We start from the raw sequence: 16,896 nt of genomic DNA on the forward strand, positions 1-16,896 counted from the left end.
AAACGTGAAAGTCACTGTAGTAGGCGGAGGATCTACCTACACCCCCGAGCTGATCGACGGCTTCGCCAGGCTGCGTTCGGTATTGGACATCACCGAGCTGTGGTTGGTTGATCCGGATCCGCGCCGGTTGGATTTGGTCGGCGGGGTTTCGGAACGGATTTTCGCGCATGCCGGGCATCCGGGCAGCATCCGGACTACCTCGGATCTTGAAGCGGGCGTGGCCGATGCCGACGTCGTCCTGATCCAGTTGCGCATCGGCGGCCAAGCCGCACGCCAGGGTGATGAGACCTGGCCACATGAGGCCTGCTGTATTGGCCAGGAAACCACCGGACCCGGTGGTTTCGCCAAGGCCTTGCGGACCGTGCCGGTAATCCTGCGGGTCGCCGATGCGGTACGGAAACATGCCAAGCCGAACGCCTGGATCATCGACTTCACCAACCCGGTTGGCATCGTGACCCGAGCCCTGCTGGAAGCCGGGCACCGCGCCGTCGGGCTGTGCAATGTGGCGATAGGTTTTCAGCGAAAGTTTGCCGAGATGCTTTCGGTGGCACCGGAAGCTGTTGCCTTGGAGCACGTGGGCTTGAACCACCTGACCTGGGAGCGTGGTGCCCGGATTGCCGGCGACGACGTGCTGCCTTCGTTGTTGGCCGAACGTTTGCCGGAAATGGCAGAACACGTGCATATGCCAGCGGCGTTGCTCCGACTGCAAGGCGCGGTTCCTTCGTATTATTTGCGCTATTTCTATGCGCACGACGTGGTGTTGGCGGAGCAACTCAAGGAGCCCACCCGGGCCGAAGCTGTGATGGCGGTGGAGCAGGCCCTGTTGGCGAAATACGCTGACCCGTCAGTAGTGACCAAACCGGCCGAACTGGCCGAACGTGGCGGCGCTTATTACTCCGAAGCCGCCGTGGACCTGATGGCGTCATTGGTCGGCAATCGCGGCGACGTTCAAGTGGTGAACCTGCGGAACGACGGCGCCTTGCCATTCCTGCCCGACGATCACGTGATCGAGGTGCCGGCCCGGATCAGTTCTGCCGGCCTGGAAATTCGGCCGATTGCCGCAGTTCCGGAGGAAATGGCGGGCTTGATTTCCGCGGTGGCGCGCTACGAACGGCTTGCCCTCGAAGCCGCAACTTTGGCTACCGCGGCCGACGGCCGGGACCGGGTACTGCGCGCAATGTTGGCGCATCCACTGGTCGGCCAGTTCGACCGCGCAGAGAAACTGACCGATTTGCTGATCGCAAATAATAAGCAGCACTTGGCGTGGGCACAGTGAGCGCAGAAGCGGGACATGCTGCGGCCGTCCGAGCCGTGCTGGCCGTCGACGGCGGCGGTTCCAAAACCGACGTCGTACTGCTTTCGCTCGACGGCGAGTTGCTGGCCAGGGAACGCGGTCCCGGTTCGAATCCGCAGATCACCGGGTTGGCCGAATCGGTTTCGGTGATCGAGATCCTGGTCGGCAAAGCCTTGGCCAGGACCTCGGTCGAGCTGGCCGGCAGCAGTGTCTATTTGGCGGGCATGGATTTGCCGGCTGAGATCACCGCGTTCCGGGAAGCAGTCTCGGAGGCGCCGTGGTTCCGCGAAGATTCAGTGGTGGAGGTGGATCTGTTGGCCCTCCTCCGGGCCGGGACCAGCGAGCCGGACGCCGTGGCGGTGGTTTGCGGTACCGGGATCAACGCGGTGGGTGTCCGGGCCGACGGCGCGACGTCCCGATTCCCCTCCTTGGGCCGGATTTCCGGCGACTGGGGCGGCGGCGGAGATTTGGGCGCGGAAGTCCTCTGGCATGCAGTGCGAGCCGAGGACGGCCGTGGCCCACAGACCGAGCTGCGTGATCTGGTGCTCGCCGAGTTCTCCGTGGTATCGGTGGCCGAGGTCTTCGAAGCCCTGCACTTCGGCCGGATACCGGGCCGCGCAGTGGTCGAGCTGGCTCCATTGCTGTTCACAGCCGCCGCCTCCGGCGATCAAGTCGCGGCCGCTGTGGTGGCCCGGCAGGCCGAAGAAATCGTCACCATGGCAGTCACTTCATTGCGCCGCCTGGGACTGATCGAGGAGCCGGTGCCGGTGGTGCTGGGCGGCAGCGTATTGGCCGCCGGGCACCGGGAGTTGCTGAACGCCGTCGAACGCGGATTGGCGCTCCGGGCGCCCAAGGCGCATACCGAGTTGGTCACCGCCTCGCCAGTGCTCGGCGCCGGCCTGCTGGCGTTGGAACACGCCGGGGCCGGCCGCAATGCGCTGCTGCGCGCCGAAGCGGCCCTGACCGGTTAGCGGAACCAGCGCACGAAGCGACCTTCCTCAGCGCGCGAACGCACACTTGGTGCGGGTGTTTTCGGAAAACATCCGCACCAAGTGTGCACTCGGGTTGGGTCCCTACGTGGCGAGCGGAGTTCGACACGAAAGGGCGCGAGTGCGCACGTGTGCACTCGCTGGGCCCACGGTTGCAGGGTTCCCTGGCCGAGCTTGCGAGGTGAGGGGGGTGACTGGGGAGGGCCCACAGGCACCGGATGGTCAGGGCACTCGGCTACGATCTGGATTGAAAGCGGATCGAGCGAAGGACCAAGACCGTGAGCAAAGCACAAAGGGAAGCCGTAGATCAGATGCTGCGGCAAGGCCCCAAAGGTTTCCAGAGCGAGCCGATTGACGTGATGCGCAGCAATTTCGCGGCGTTGATGGCGAATTTCCCGGTGCCCGAGGAGATCAAGACGTCACCGACTACGCTGGCCGGCATACCCGCCGTCCAGGTCGAACCGGAGCAAACCGCTCGCGCCGGCACCATTCTTTACTTTCACGGCGGCTCGTTCTCACTGGGCTCTCCGGAAACCGCGATGGGCCTCACTGGAAACTTGGTCACCCGGACCGGTTATCAAGCGATTTCCCTGGACTATCGTCTGGCCCCAGAACACCCTTTCCCGGCCGCAATTGAGGACTGCCTAGCGGCTTACCGGGCATTATTGGAAAGTGGCGTCGATCCGAGCTCAATTGCTTTCGCTGGTGACTCTGCGGGCGGCGGGCTGACCGTCACCACCTGCCTCGCCGCACGGACTGCCGGATTGCCGATGCCTGCCGCAATCGTCGCCTTCTCCGCGGGCTTGGATCACACTCGAAGCGGCGCAAGCATCACCACGAGGCTGGACGTTGATCCGCTTTTCACTACGGAATCAATTGACTACACCGGTGCAATGTATCTCAATGGGCAAGACCCGAATCAAGAATTGCTCGCGCCGGCGGTGTTGGCCGATCTGACCGGGTTCCCACCAATGCTGTTACAAGTTGGCGGGAACGAGGTATTACTCGACGATTCAGTGCGGTTGGCCGATCGGGCTCGTGAGGCCGACGTCGACGTGACGCTAGATTTCACGGCAAATGTGCCACATGTTTTCCAGTCACTTGTCGGCATGCTCGACGAAGCCGAGCAGGCCTTGGACCGGGCGGCGCTGTTCCTCAAGCAACGGCTCGGCTGAACCCTCAACCAATTCCGGACGCGGGTGGGCACGTGTGCACTCGCGCGGAGGGGGTTACCAGTCGTGCTTGGTTACCATTACCAATCGTGTACGGTCCCGTCGGCCAGCCGGTTGTAGGGCAGATACGCCTGTTGGTACGGGTAGCGCGCGGCGGCGTCCTCATCCAATGAAATGCCGAGCCCCGGCGCGGACGGATCAAGCCGAATCAGCCCGCCGCTGAAGCTCAACGACTGTTGGAACACCTCATTGGTCTGCGCGGAATGCAGCATGTACTCCTGAATGCCGTAGTTATGGATCGCCAGGCCCACATGGCATTGCGCGGCGAAACCGACCGGCGAAATATCGGTTGGCCCATGGAATCCAGACTTGATTTGGTACTGCGCGGCATAGTCCATGACCTTCTTGAGCGGCGAAATCCCGCCAAAGTGCGTTGACGCGGCCCGCACATAGTCAATGAGCTGCTCCCGAATCAACGTCTGGAAGTCCCACACGGTGTTGAACACTTCACCAATTGCTAGCGGAGTGGTGGTGTGCTGACGCACCAAGCGCAGCGCTTCTTGGTTCTCTGCGGGCGTGCAGTCTTCAAGCCAAAACAGATCGTAGGGTTCCAGGGACTTACCCAGTTTCGCGGCTTGGATCGGCGTCATCCTGTGATGGCCGTCGTGCAGCAGCGGCAAATCCGGACCAAACTCGTTGCGCACCGCCTCGAAAACACTCGGCAAATGGTTCAAATAGGCCCGAGTATCCCAGTCCTCCTCCACCGGGTGAGCACCCCGGCCAGCCGGCTCATAATCGTATCGCTCCCCCGAAGATTGCTCCTGCGCAGCGATGCCATAAATCGCTTTCAACCCCGGCACCGCGGTCTGAATCCGCACCGAGGTATGTCCCTCGGCCAAGTTCTCCCGCACCGAATCGAACAGCTCCGGCAAATCGCGACCAGACGCGTGCCCGTACGTCCGCAAACCAGTTCGCGAAGCGCCCCCGAGCAACTGATAAACGGGCAGACCTGCCGCTTTGCCTTTGATATCCCACAACGCCATGTCGACGGCGGCAATCGCGGCCATCGTTACCGGCCCGCGCCGCCAATACGAACTGCGGTACAAGAACTGCCACGTGTCCTCAATCCGATGCGGGTCCCGACCAATCAGCAACTGGCACAGATGGTCGCCGAGATAACTCGCCACGGCCAACTCACGGCCGTTCAGCGTCGCATCACCCAGCCCAGTGAGCCCCTCGTCGGTGCTGATCTTCAGCGTGACGAAATTCCGGCTCGGACTGCTGACAATCACCTCGGCAGCGATGATTTTCATCGGGGTTCCTCCACTAGTTTCGGGTCCAACAACGTCAAAAGCGCAGTACCTGATTCGCCGGACATCAAAGCGGCATCGATCTGGTCATCTTCAGCATCGGCGCTGCGAATACCGGCCTGCATCGCTTGGATCCAGGCATCAATAAACGCCATCGAAGCGGCCCCGGAACGGCCCGCCACCCGTTCCGCACGCAGTACCGGCAGCACTCGGACCCGCAACTTAGCCGTCGAGTCAGCGGCAATCTGGCTCAGCCGATGTTCAATCCGGGCATTCGCAAAGCGCTCAATCAGCTGCTCGGCGTACGCTGCGGCACCGACCTCAACAGGCAAATGCGCCGCCGCCTCGGCCCAAAAGGCATCAACCCCGGCACGCAGTTCTGCGTCCGCAATCGCTTCCGCCACCGTCACATGTCCGCGCGCTAAGCCGGCATTCGCCAAATACGTGTGCGCGCCGTTGAGCAGCCACAATTTGCGCTGCTCCCAGGGCGTTATGTCCTGGACAAACACCGCACCGGCCGACTCCCACCGCGGCCGCCCCGCCGGAAAGTCGCCTTGCAGAATCCAGCTGGCAAAAGGCTCGGTGACCACGGGGGCCATGTCCGTCCAACCGGTGGTGCGCCGAACGCTTTCTTGGTCGGCCGGCGTCGTGCGCGGCGTGATCCGATCCACCGAGGTCGAGACGAAACTCACCTCGCCCTCAACACCCACCAGCGCGGCTAACACCTCGCCATTGCCGCTGAGATTGTCGCAAGGTACGACGGTGATCGGCCCACCTCCGGCGGCGACCCGCGCGACCAACCCAGCGCGCAGCAAGCGGATAGCCGCCGAGTCGGCGGCATAGCCCGCCTCGGTAATGGTCAGCGTCACGACGGCGGTGCTCGGCGCAGCGATCAGCTCGACCATCCGCACGGCCCCACTTTCTGCGGAGGCATCGCCTACTTCGACAATCGGCCAGAGCAGTTCAACAGAATCCCTGGCACCGCGCTGCACCAGAGTAAACAAACCGTCCTGCGGCGCGAGGGCATCCGCTGCGGTGGCCGAGCGCATACTGAACGCGGCAATCCCCCATTCGGAACCGTCAGCGGCATGTTGGGTAAACCACACCTGATGTGCGCGGTGAAAAGCGCCCAAACCCAGATGCACGATCCGGACCGGCGGCTTGGGCACAGCGACGGCAGAACGGGCCAACTCAGAACGGTTCAGCTTCATAGCTTAAATACCCGTCGAGGCGCCGCATCCACCAAATCCACCATGACCTCGGCCGCCCGGGCTTCGGAGATCCGATGTTCCGCGACCAATCTCGCCAAAAACGACGCCTCCACCCGGCGCGAAGCATCGTGCCGGGCCGGAATGGAGCAGAACGCCCGAGTGTCATCGACGAAACCAGCGCTGCGTGAGAAGCCAGCAGTTTCAGTCACCGCAGAACGGAACCGCAACATGGCATCTGGTGCGTCCAGGAACCACCACGGCGCGCCAAGAAACACCGAGGGGTAGAAGCCAGCCAACGGTGCCAGCTCACGCGAAAACACCGTCTCGTCCAAGGTAAATAGCACCAAATGGAACCCAGCAGCGGTGCCAAAGTCGTTGAGCAGCGGGCGCAAGCCCTCGGTGTATCCCACCGCAAACGGGATATCGTGCCCGGTGTCCGCGCCAAAGCGCGCGAAGGAAGGCTCGTGATGATTGCGGTACGAGCCCGGGTGCAGTGTCATCACCAAACCGTCCTCCACCGACATCCGCGCCATCTGGTACATCATCTGGCCTTCAAACGCGTCCCGCTCAGCAGCCGACAATCCGCCCCGCAGCGCAGAATCGAAAAGCCGCTCTGCTTCATCGTCGGAGAGTTTCAAAGTCAACGGCGTGCGCACGCCATGGTCCGCCGAAATCGCCCCGTGTTCAATGAAATAACGACGCCGATTGGCCAGCGCGGCAAGATACCCCCGGTACCCGTGCGCACCATCGCCCGCTTCGACAATCAGCCGATCCACCCGCTCAGCAAAGCCGGGCGCATGCGCGTTCAGATAGGCATCTGGCCGGAAGGTGGGCAGTACCCGGCCACGGAACGAAGAATCTGCCGCCAGCGCAGCGTGATCCGCTAATGAATCGAGCGGATCATCGGTGGTCGCGAGCACTTCAATGCCGAAGGAATCGAAGAGCGCCCGCGGCCGGAATTCAGGTGTGGCCAGCACCGAAACCAGTTGCTCGTAGAGCTGATCCGCATGCGCTTCATCGATCAGCGAATCATCAATGCCGAAGACCTCAATGAGCTCCGAGCGCAGCCAATAGCCTGAAGCGGTGCCGTCGAACAGCGGCCAAGCGGCACAAAAATGCTGCCAAATATCGCGCGGATCAGCCGAGGCAGAGCCAACGCCCAGCTCGGCCAAGGAGACACCAGAAGCATGAATCAATCGGGTGACATAGTGATCCGGACTGATCAGCAGGCTGGCAGGATCACCAAACGGCTCATTGTCCAGCAATAACGACGCCGGCACATGGCCGTGCGGGGACAGGATCGGCAGATCCGCGACCAGGCCATGCAGCGATCGCGCCAAGGCACGCACGCCCGGATCTGCTGGGAACAGCCGGTCGGGATCCAACTGCGGGATCGAAGCGCTCATCCGGCCGCATCCCAAGCCCGGCGCACAAAGTCAAAATTTTGCGCAGTGCGCTCCGCCAATGGCAGCTCGGTAGAGAAATCTTCCAGGGCAATCCAGCCGTCGTAACCATGCTTGCGCAGCGCGCGGAAGTAGGCCAAAACGCTCGAAATCCCCTCGCGGAGTGGAGCCCATTCGTGCCGCCACTGCGTTTCGCCAAACTCGCCTAATCCATCGGAAACCCAGCGGCCGTTTTTCACATGCACATGCGCCAAGTAGGGCCCCAGCATCTGGAACGCGGCCAAGTGATCTTCGTGGCCCTCGATCTGCACATTGCCCAGATCGTGGATCACGCCAACGTGCGCCGGATCCAAGCCATCGAGCAAGCGTAAGGCCGCCGAGGCGGAAGAAACCAGGGTCCGGTGATGCAACTCCACCAAGGCTTTGACGCCGTGATGAGCAGCCCGCCCGGCAACCCAGGCAAAATCCTCCCGGGCCTGCGAGAACAGCTCAGGATAAGCAATGCCGCTCGCTGGTTTGCCGCCCCACTCCGCGGTGCCCAGCGCTGGCACCACCACGCGTACTTGTGGCGCACCCAAGGCGGCGGTGGCCGCCAGCATCCGTTCGACGTCGTCGTGCTCACCGCACGGGACATAGCCACCGACGCCGGAGACGCCTAGGCCGGCCTGCTCGGCGAGCGCCCGAACCCGCGGCAGCTCCGCCTCCATTCCGGTCAGCGGAATAGTGCAACGATTACCTGCCCAAAAACCGGGTGTTTCGGCGGCGGTTTGATCGGTCACCCGCCACTCGACACCGTCCCAGCCTTGGGCGGCCAACTGGGTAACCGCTTGTTCCGGCGACCATTCGGGCGTCGAGGCGGTGAAGACTGAAAATTTCATCGGACTGGGCTTCCTGCCACTAGGACCTCAACATCGTCGTATTTTCCAGCTAAAACATCATCGAAGAGCACGCTCTGACCCAGAGTTGCGGAAAGATACACCGCGCGGACGCAGGCCAGTGCCCGGACCGCATCGCTCACGGTCACGCCGGGCTGCGTGCCAGCGGCCAGCGCGGCAATGATGTCCCGGTACTGTCGGGAATGGCCCAGCGGGTAAACGGTTGGGTCAGCCACGACGAGTGGTTCATCGGCGTAGCCGGCAATCACGTCCGCAGACTGATCCCAGCCTCCTTGCACACCCATTCGGGCGTCTTCGGACTGTTCCGCGGCGGCGTGAAAATAGACCAAGCGATCGGTGTCAATCCGGGCCGAGCCGTGCGAGCCCATCACCTGAATCGAGGCGCTGAGGCCCGGGTAGGCTGCGGTCGTCGCGTGCAGTACCGCGAGCGCACCGGATTCAAAGCTGATCACTGCTGCGGCGGTGTCTTCCACTTCAATATCCTGATGCGCCAGCAAACCGGTGTGCGCGGTGATCTGGACCGGCTTGCCCAGATACCAAAGCAGCAGGTCCACGGTGTGTACGCCCTGGTTCATCAAGGCGCCGCCGCCATCCATCGCCCAGGTGCCGCGCCAATCGCCGGAATCGTAATAGGACTGCGCGCGCCACCAAGCAATCGAGGCGATTGCCGAGGTGATTCGACCAAATTTCTGTCCCGCCACTGCGTCCGCCACTGCTTGGCTGGCCGGGTCGAAGCGGTGTTGGCTGATCACCGTGGCCAGCTGACCGTTTTCAGCTGCGGCAACCGCAGCGGCTTCGATCTCCTGTGCACGGTGCAGATCGACGTCGAGCGGTTTTTCAATCACCACGTGCTTACCCGCGGCGAGCACCTCAAGTGCGCCCGAGATGTGCAGGCCGCTTGGCGTGGCCAGTACAAACAAATCGGCAGCGGCCAACGCCTCCCCAATCGAGCCGAATTCGGCCGGCGCGGCCCGGCCGGTGAGCCAGTCGGTGAGTGCCGTCCGAGCTTCCGGAATCGGGTCAACCAGCGCGGTCAGCTCCAGTTCCGGTTGTTCCAGTACGACGGCGGCATGGGTGCGGCCAATCGAGCCGCAGCCCACTATGGCAACCTTAATCGGACTCATGCGCTGACTACTCCTTCATCTGCTAACACTTTGGCAAACGCCCGTCCGGCAACGCCGAATGCTGCCGGGCCGGAGAAGCCGCCCAGCGCAAAGGCATCGGCCAAATGCGGCTCCAACGAGACGAAACCTTGGTAGCCGGAATCGCGTAACGCCCGCACGGTCTCCGGCAGCTCGCCGTCGCCCTCACCCGCTGGCACAACCGTGCCGTCGGCGAGCAGCGCATCCTTGACCTGAACGTAGTCCAGATACGGCCGCAGCATTTCATAAGCCTCACGGAACGGTCGCACGCCAACCTGGACGAAATTCGCCGCATCCCACGCCACCCGCAATGCCGGTGAATCCACGCTCTGAATCAGATCGAGGACCCGATCTGGCGTGTCACCGAAGATTTCCTTTTCGTTCTCGTGCAACAGCACGACGCCGGCCTGCTCAGCCCGAGCGGCGAGCGCCCGCATCCGTTCCAGTACCGCATCACGGACAGCTTCCGGAGCGCCGTCGTAGTAAAACGAGAAGATTCGGATGTACTGAGCACCCAGTACCTCAGCGGCAACAATCGCCCGATCCAAGCGCGCCAATTCGTGCGCTACCGGCAATTCCACGGATACCTTGCCAATCGGTGAAGCGATCGCAGAGACCGCCATGCCGCGCGCGTCCAACACCGCCTTCAACTCAACCAGTTGGGCCTCGGAAAGCTCCACGATGTTCACGCCCCAGGCGCTGCGCACCTCGACGTGCCGGGCGCCGAGCGCCTGCAGCACCGCGCATTGCAGGTGCGGATCCGGGTCTATTTCGTCACCGAATCCGGACAACAACCACGGCTCGCTCTGCATTATTTGACCCCTCCGGCGGTCAAACCGCCCACTAGATAACGTTGGAAAATCAGGTACAAAATGACCACCGGCGCCGCACAGACCAAAGCCGAAGCCATCATCTGGCCGTAAAACGGCACCGCACCGCCTTCAGCGCCGGCACCGAAAACCTGCAGCGCAACCGCAGCAGTCTGGCTTTCCGGCCGGGTCAGCACCGAGGCGAAAAGCACATCGTTCCAGCCGAGCAGAAAAGCGAAGATCGCCGAGACCACGATGCCCGGCCAGGCCAACGGCACGATGATCTTGAACAACACACCCAGGTTCCCCGCCCCGTCGATCCGTGCCGCCTCCTCCAACTCACGTGGCAGCCCGCGCAGATAGGTCACCATGACCCAGGTGGAAAACGGCAACGCGAAGGTCAGATAGGTCAGGAACAAGCCCCACTGCGTTCCTATCACGGTGATATGAAGGTAAGTCTGCGCCGAGGAGAACAGCATGAAAACCGGCAACAGCATCAACGTGCCCGGAATCGACTGCAGGCCCAGCAATCCGCGCAGGATCGTCAGCCTGCCGACGAACGTGTACCGGACCAGGACGTAGGCCGTGCCCACCGCGAGCGCCGCCGACACCACCGCGGTCGCACCGGCCACCAGCACGCTGTTGCTCAGACCGTTCGCCAGGCCGACGTTGACCCAGATCTTGGCGTAGTTCTCCAAGGTCCAGGACTCAGGCCAGAAATCACCGCGGGCAATGCTGGAGTCATTGTTGAGCGAGGCCAGGAAAATGTAGCCCACCGGCAACAGCACGGCTGCACCGAGCAGCACGATCACCACGACGAGCAGCGGTCTGGGCAGCAACCGGGTCACTTCGTGCTGCCGTTCGATTCTTGCGCTCATCGGCTTGCCTCCGTTGCCGCGGCGGCCGCCGGGTTCTGCGGTTTGGCCGGGCGACGGGCGCGTCCGACCCGCGCAGCAGGCCGGTCACCGCCGTCGTCGAGCTTGACCACGCGCAGATAGGCGAACAACGGAATGAGCACCAGCACCAGGGACGCCAAAGCCATTGCGGCACTGAGTCCGAAGCGCACGCTCTGGAAACTGGTCGTATAGGTCAGCACCGGCAGCACTTCGACGTTTTCCGGCGCCGGAATGCCGAAGAGCACGAAGGGCAGCGTGAAGTTGTTGATGTGGTGCAGCAAGCCGACCAGGATCGCCAACGAAAGCGGCCCCTTCAGATACGGGAAGATCACATAACGGAGTTTGCGCCACCACAAGGCGCCGTCCAAGGCCGCCGCTTCATGCACCTCGTGGTCCACCGATTGCAAGCCGGTCAGCGCCAGCATGTAGATGAACGGCCAGGAAGCCCAAACTTGGACGATCACCAGGGTCCAATAGCTGTTCGGCCCGTTGAGCCACAGTCCGGCGTCGATCCCGACCCCGTTCAGCGTATGATCGACCACCCCGCCGGGTTGGAACATGGTCCGCCAGACCGTGGCGACCACGAAGGCAGGCAAGACATAGGGGATCAGGAAGATCGAACGGATCAAAGCCCGGCCGCGGAATTTGTTCTGCGTGGCCAGGGCGGCCGCGATGCCCAGCGGCAAGGTGATGATCATCGCGAGCACCGAGTAGGAGACGCTCAGCCAGACCGAGTTCAGCAGCGGAGTCGCGGTGAGCGCCTCGACGAAGTTCTGGACGCCGATGAACGGTGCGCTGATCCATTTCCGGATCGTGTACTGGTCCAGGTCCAGGGCCGCCATGTAAAGGCTCAGCAGCAGCGGCAGCACGATGATCAACACCATCAGGGCACCGCCCGGAATGAGCATCCAGAGCGGCCGGTTCCGGGCGCTGAGCGGTTTCCCCGGCAGTTTTTCCGGTATCGTCACGGTCTAGCCCTTGCCGGCGCGTTCGAGCGATTTCTGGCTCTTCGTTTGCGCGTCTTGCAGCCGCTGTTTCAGCGCCGCATCGCTCACTCCGCCACTGGACAGCTCCGGGATGGACTGCACGACGACGTTGGTCAGCGCCAATTGGATGTCGCCCCATGCTCCGGTGAACGGAGTGGCATGTGATTTTGTCGCGGCCTCGGTGATCGGGCCGAACAACGGATTGTCGATGGCCTTCAAGCCCTCAGAATTGGCCGGCAGGTCCCCGAAGATCTTGTTGTAGTTGAGCTGCTCGTCTTTCGAGGTGACCAATTTGATGTAGGCGAACGCCAAGTCTTTGTTTTTCGAATAATCGGCCACCACGAGGTTGTCCCCGGAGAGGATGCTCGCTGCTTCGATGCCGTTGACCGGCCGTTCGGTCTGCCCCGGAGCCACGGTGGGCATCAAGGCGAAAGCGTATTTGCCCTTGACCGCTGAAGCATCGAGGGTTTTGGCCGCCGTCGCCGTGGTGATCGGGAAGATCCCGGTCTTGCCCTGCGCGAATGCGGCGAGCGCTTGGCTGTTGCTCCAGCCGACCGACGCCGGGTCCACGACCTTGTCCCGGTTCAACCAACCGAAGTAGCTCTGGTACGCCTTCTGCACCGCGGGATCGTCGAGCTTGGCCTGGTTTCCGTCCACCAGCGGGTTGCCGGCTTCGGCGGCCATCGCCCAAATGAATTTCCACGGGTCGAAACCGTCTTTGTAGGCCACGGCCATTCCGTAGTTCCCGTTTCCGGTGAGCTGCTTGGCCTGGGCCGCCAACCCGTCCCAGGTGCTGGCCGGCTTGTCCAGCCCTGCGGCTTTGAACAGCTCGGTGTTGTAGGCCATCACGAATGGCCGGCTGACGAACGGAACACCCACCTGGTTCTGCGCATCCGGGCCGGAAATCCCCAACGCGGCCGGGTTGAAGCGGTCTTTGCCGCCCACTTTGGCCCACTCGGCATCGCCGAGCTTCACGAAGGCGCCGGTGGCGTAGGCGGTCGGGGTGAAGGTGGTGCCCAGGCTGTAGACGTCGGGGCCCTGCCCGGCAACTACCGAGGTCTGGATCTTGGTCAGTTCGTCGTTGGCGCTGGCAAAGGTTTCAAACTTCAGTTCGGCCCCGGTTTGCTGTTTGAACTTGGCGGCGATGTCCGTCATCCAGTTCTTCTGTTCTTCCGGATAGGCGGAATTCACGTTGACCAAAACGTCGAGCGTCTGGCCCTTGCCGTCGACAGCGCCGCTGCTGTCGGTGCTCCCCGAGCCGCTGCAGGCGCTCAGCAGCATTGCTGATGCGGCCACTGCAGTGATCAGGGTGAGGCTTTTGTTGCGCAGAACTTTCTTCACATTCGCTCCTCGGTTGAGGGGACGGTCCCCGGATGCCGGCCGGATTCATTGCGAGTGGAAGACCTCGGCCGTTGCCCGAGTCTAAAAATCTGCGGCAACCAGTGGCAAGCGTTTGCCATAAGTTGCCGTGAGTGTTTTCATGGCTCGCAGACCGTCCAGCAAGGGAGCCCCATGGCGCAGCAGGAAAAACCGGCCCCGGATCCGGTCACCATCCGGGATATCGCCGCAGTGGCCGGCGTCGCGGTATCGACGGTGTCCCGCGCGCTCAGCCGGCCGGAGCGGGTCAGCCCGGCAACCCGGGAGAAAATCGCCCGGATCGCCGCCGAGCTCAAGTACGTGCCCAGTGCTCAGGCGCGCGCTTTGAGCTCCGGCCGGACCGGCGCGGTCGCCTTGCTGGTTCCGGACGTCACCAACCCGTTTTACTTCGACATCATCCGCGGCACCCAGCACCAGCTCAAGGCTGCCGGCTACACGCAACTCCTGGTGGACACCGAGGAATCCGCGGAAGTCGAAGCAGAGGCGCTCGGAGCATTGCGCCGAACCTGCGACGGAGTGGTCCTGGCAGCTTCGCGGTTGAGCGATCCGGCTATCGTCGAAGCCGCTTCACAGCTGCCCGTGGTGACGATCAACCGCGGCATCCACGGGGTGCCCACGGTCATCATCGACACGCCGGATTCCATGGGCCAGGCCCTGGAACACCTGGCCTCGCTCGGCCACCGGCAGGTAGCCTACGCCGCCGGACCGGTCGGTTCCTGGTCGAACGCCCGACGCTTGCGCGCCATCGAAGACCATGCCGAACGCCTCGGCCTGCGGATCAGCCGACTCGGCCCGTTCGCACCCAAAACCACCTCGGGCGCCGCCGCAGCAGACGCCGCCCTGCATTCCGGAGCCAGCGCCGGCATCGCGTTCAACGATCTGATCGGGATCGGCATGCTGCAACGGTTCGCGGCACGTGGCGTCCGGGTGCCGGAGGACTTCAGCCTGGTCGGCTGCGACGACATCTTCGGCGCGGATTTCTGCAATCCGCCGCTGACCACGATGACCGCGCCGGTAGAGCAAGCCGGACGGGTCGCGATCACGATGCTGTTGAGCCGGATCGCGCAAGGCCCCGGCGGTGCCGGCCGCGAGCTCGCGGTGTTGCCCACGCATCTCACGGTCCGGCAATCCACCGGGCAGGCTCCAGCCTGACCGGGAGACGGCTCAACTGAGCAATACCAGCTGCTGGGTCGCCCGGGTCATCGCGACGTAACGGTCCACCGCCCCTTCGATGCCCTCGCCGAAGCCTTCCGGCTCAAGCAGGACCACCAGGTCGAACTCGAGGCCCTTGGCCAGTTCCGGCGTCAGCGCGCGTACTCGCGCTGCATCGAATCCGTTGCCCAGCGCGCCGTCGGCGCTGATCACGCAGGCGATGCCTTCAGCGTTCCCGGCAAGCCAGCCGTCGAGGATCGGGGCCAATTCGGCGACCCGCGCATGCCGCACCGGAATCCCGCTGCTGCGGATCGACGTCGGCACATTGGCGTCCGGAAGCGCTGCCCGGATGACCGGCTCGGCCTCGGCCATGATCTCTTCCGGCGTCCGGTAGTTGATGCCCAACGAGGCCACCTTGATCCGGTCGAAGCCCACCCGGGCCAGGCGTTCCGGCCAAGATTCCCGGAAACCGTGCCGGGCCTGCGCCCGGTCGCCGACGATCGTGAAGCTCCGGGACGGGCAGCGCAGCAACAGCATCTGCCATTGGGCGTCGGTCAATTCCTGCGCTTCGTCGACCACGATGTGCGCGAACGGCCCGGCCAGAAAATCGGGCTCCGGCTCCGGCAACGCCCCGTCGTCGACCAGCGCGGCCCGCAGATCCTGCCCCCGCAGCATCGACATCACGCCCATTTCGGAATCGTCGTGCGCGATCAGGTCGCCGACCACATCGGACATGGCGGACCGCTCGGCCGCGGCTCCGGCTTCCCGGCGCTGCCGGCGGCAGGAAGCCTCCGGGTCGCCGAGGCGCAACCGCGCCGCATCCAGGAAAGGCAGGTCCGCCACCGTCCAGGCCTGCGGATCGGACCGCTGCAAGGCCTGGATTTCGGCCGGCGCCAACCAGGGCGCACACCTGCGCAGGTACGCAGGCACCGACCAGAGGTCCGCCACGATTTCGGCCGGTTCCAACAGCGGCCAGGCGCGGCCGAAGGCACGGCTCAGTTCCGGGCTCGCAGCGAGGGCGCGCCGCAGTTTCTGCTCGGTGTCCCCGGTATTGATGCCGTAAGCATCGAATTCGTCTTTCTCCGCTTCCCATTCCTGGTCGAAATCGTCACGCAACTTGTCGACCAGGATCTTCAGCAGGGCCGCCCAAACCTGGTCCCGGGCCACATTGTGCGGCATCCCGGGCTCCGCGGATTCGAAGGCCTCCGCCCAGTCTGCTGCGCTGAGCCAGACGTCGAACGAGGGAGTCTCCACCCGCATCCCGGAGCTTGGCGGCTCCTCGTACAGGGCTACCGCCGGTTCGATCGCGGCGACCAGTTGCGCAGCGGATTTCAAGCGCAGCACCTCCGGATCCGACTCCGGCACCGCGGCCGCCCCCTGCGGCACCAAATCGCGCAGGGTGCAGATTTGCACCCCCTCTTCGCCGAGGCTGGGCAGCACATCCGCGACGTAGGCCAGGTATGGCTGGTGCGGACCCACGAACAGCACCTCGCCCCGATGATGTCCGAGCCTCGGGTCGGCATAGATCAGGTAGGCGGAACGGTGCAAAGCCACCACGGTCTTGCCGGTGCCTGGTCCGCCGTCGACCACGAGTGCGCCCCGGGAGCCCGCCCGGATGATCGCGTCCTGACCTGCTTGGATGGTGCCCAGCACATCCCGCATCCGGGGCGAACGGTTGCCGCCCAGACTCGCGATGAAGGCCGACTGGTCGTCGAGCGCGGCGTTTCCGACCAGCCCGTCCGCGGTGAACACTTCATCCCAGTAGTCGGTGATCCGGCCTTGGCTCCAGCGATAACGACGCCGGCTCAGCAGACCCATCGGCTGGGCGTGCGTGGCGCCGAAGAAGGGTTCGGCTGCCGGGCCCCGCCAGTCCAACAACAATCGGCGCCCGGAATTGTCGGTCAAGCCGAGCCTTCCGATGTACACCGGTTCGGCACCGTCCGTGCCGACCATCCGGCCCAAGCACAAATCCAGGCCGAACCGCCGCAATGTGCGCAATCTCGAGGACAGCCGATGGATCTCCTGATCCCGGTCCAGGGCGGCCTGTCCGGAGCCGCCCGGGGCTTTGCGTTCGGCGTCGAGCCGCTCGGCCAGCTCGCCGATCGTCGTTTCCAGGCATTCGGCAATCGCTGCGAAATGCTGCTCGTCGGCGGCGATCAAAGCCGGAGCCGCTTTGGCGGCGCGGCTTTCCGGTAGTTCGAAAGCGCTCGGGCCCAGGTCAGTCGAGGTCATGTCAGTACGTTCCATTTCCGCTTCGTT

14 protein-coding genes are annotated in these 16,896 nt (G+C 63.7%); 4 read left to right on the top strand and 10 right to left on the bottom strand.

Annotation, left to right across the window (positions count from 1 at the left end):
- Positions 1–4 precede the first annotated feature (4 nt).
- The 3 genes from JOE69_RS08555 (at position 5) to JOE69_RS08565 (ending at position 3,458) form a co-directional block, all read left to right on the top strand.
- Entirely contained in the window at positions 5–1,276 is a 1,272-nt protein-coding gene (locus JOE69_RS08555) for a family 4 glycosyl hydrolase (protein ID WP_309797815.1), read from the top strand.
- Positions 1,273–2,265, top strand: coding sequence for an N-acetylglucosamine kinase (locus tag JOE69_RS08560; protein WP_309797817.1), 993 nt, complete (start codon positions 1,273–1,275; stop codon positions 2,263–2,265). The genes JOE69_RS08555 and JOE69_RS08560 overlap by 4 nt, the downstream gene beginning before the upstream one ends.
- Before the next feature lie 296 nt (positions 2,266–2,561).
- Positions 2,562–3,458 carry an alpha/beta hydrolase gene (locus JOE69_RS08565; RefSeq protein ID WP_309797819.1) on the top strand — a complete coding sequence of 299 codons (897 nt, stop codon included), beginning with the start codon at positions 2,562–2,564 and terminating at the stop codon, positions 3,456–3,458.
- A gap of 77 nt (positions 3,459–3,535) precedes the next feature.
- On the opposite strand, the gene manD is transcribed toward JOE69_RS08565, so the two are convergent.
- The 9 genes from manD to JOE69_RS08610 form a co-directional block, all read right to left on the bottom strand.
- Positions 3,536–4,768 carry a D-mannonate dehydratase ManD gene (gene manD, locus JOE69_RS08570; protein WP_309797821.1) on the bottom strand — a complete coding sequence of 411 codons (1,233 nt, stop codon included), beginning with the start codon at positions 4,766–4,768 and terminating at the stop codon, positions 3,536–3,538.
- A complete protein-coding gene (locus tag JOE69_RS08575) occupies positions 4,765–5,976 on the bottom strand; it encodes a mannitol dehydrogenase family protein (protein ID WP_309797823.1) in 1,212 nt (403 codons plus the stop codon). Before JOE69_RS08575 ends, manD begins: the two co-directional genes overlap by 4 nt.
- Positions 5,973–7,382: a glucuronate isomerase gene (gene uxaC, locus JOE69_RS08580; protein WP_309797825.1), complete on the bottom strand. Its 1,410-nt coding sequence runs from the start codon at positions 7,380–7,382 to the stop codon at positions 5,973–5,975. The genes JOE69_RS08575 and uxaC overlap by 4 nt, the downstream gene beginning before the upstream one ends.
- Entirely contained in the window at positions 7,379–8,257 is an 879-nt protein-coding gene (locus JOE69_RS08585) for a sugar phosphate isomerase/epimerase family protein (protein WP_309797827.1), read from the bottom strand. The genes uxaC and JOE69_RS08585 overlap by 4 nt, the downstream gene beginning before the upstream one ends.
- Entirely contained in the window at positions 8,254–9,399 is a 1,146-nt protein-coding gene (locus tag JOE69_RS08590; RefSeq protein WP_309797830.1) for a Gfo/Idh/MocA family protein, read from the bottom strand. Before JOE69_RS08590 ends, JOE69_RS08585 begins: the two co-directional genes overlap by 4 nt.
- Positions 9,396–10,229 (bottom strand): sugar phosphate isomerase/epimerase family protein, encoded by an 834-nt coding sequence (locus JOE69_RS08595; RefSeq protein ID WP_309797832.1) that lies wholly within the window; start codon positions 10,227–10,229, stop codon positions 9,396–9,398. The genes JOE69_RS08590 and JOE69_RS08595 overlap by 4 nt, the downstream gene beginning before the upstream one ends.
- Positions 10,229–11,104, bottom strand: coding sequence for a carbohydrate ABC transporter permease (locus JOE69_RS08600; protein ID WP_309797834.1), 876 nt, complete (start codon positions 11,102–11,104; stop codon positions 10,229–10,231). The genes JOE69_RS08595 and JOE69_RS08600 overlap by 1 nt, the downstream gene beginning before the upstream one ends.
- Positions 11,101–12,030, bottom strand: coding sequence for a carbohydrate ABC transporter permease (locus tag JOE69_RS08605; protein ID WP_309801221.1), 930 nt, complete (start codon positions 12,028–12,030; stop codon positions 11,101–11,103). The genes JOE69_RS08600 and JOE69_RS08605 overlap by 4 nt, the downstream gene beginning before the upstream one ends.
- Positions 12,031–12,093: 63 nt before the next feature.
- Positions 12,094–13,389 (bottom strand): ABC transporter substrate-binding protein, encoded by a 1,296-nt coding sequence (locus tag JOE69_RS08610; RefSeq protein WP_309801223.1) that lies wholly within the window; start codon positions 13,387–13,389, stop codon positions 12,094–12,096.
- 231 nt (positions 13,390–13,620) lie between these two features.
- Here JOE69_RS08610 and JOE69_RS08615 point away from each other — a divergent pair, with 231 nt between their 5' ends.
- Positions 13,621–14,637: a LacI family DNA-binding transcriptional regulator gene (locus JOE69_RS08615; protein ID WP_309797836.1), complete on the top strand. Its 1,017-nt coding sequence runs from the start codon at positions 13,621–13,623 to the stop codon at positions 14,635–14,637.
- Between the two features lie 12 nt (positions 14,638–14,649).
- Here JOE69_RS08615 and helR read toward each other — a convergent pair whose 3' ends face one another.
- Positions 14,650–16,869: an RNA polymerase recycling motor ATPase HelR gene (gene helR, locus JOE69_RS08620; RefSeq protein WP_309797838.1), complete on the bottom strand. Its 2,220-nt coding sequence runs from the start codon at positions 16,867–16,869 to the stop codon at positions 14,650–14,652.
- Positions 16,870–16,896: the final 27 nt, after the last annotated feature.

It is taken from the genome of Arthrobacter russicus (assembly GCF_031454135.1).
GTDB lineage: Bacteria > Actinomycetota > Actinomycetes > Actinomycetales > Micrococcaceae > Renibacterium > Renibacterium russicum.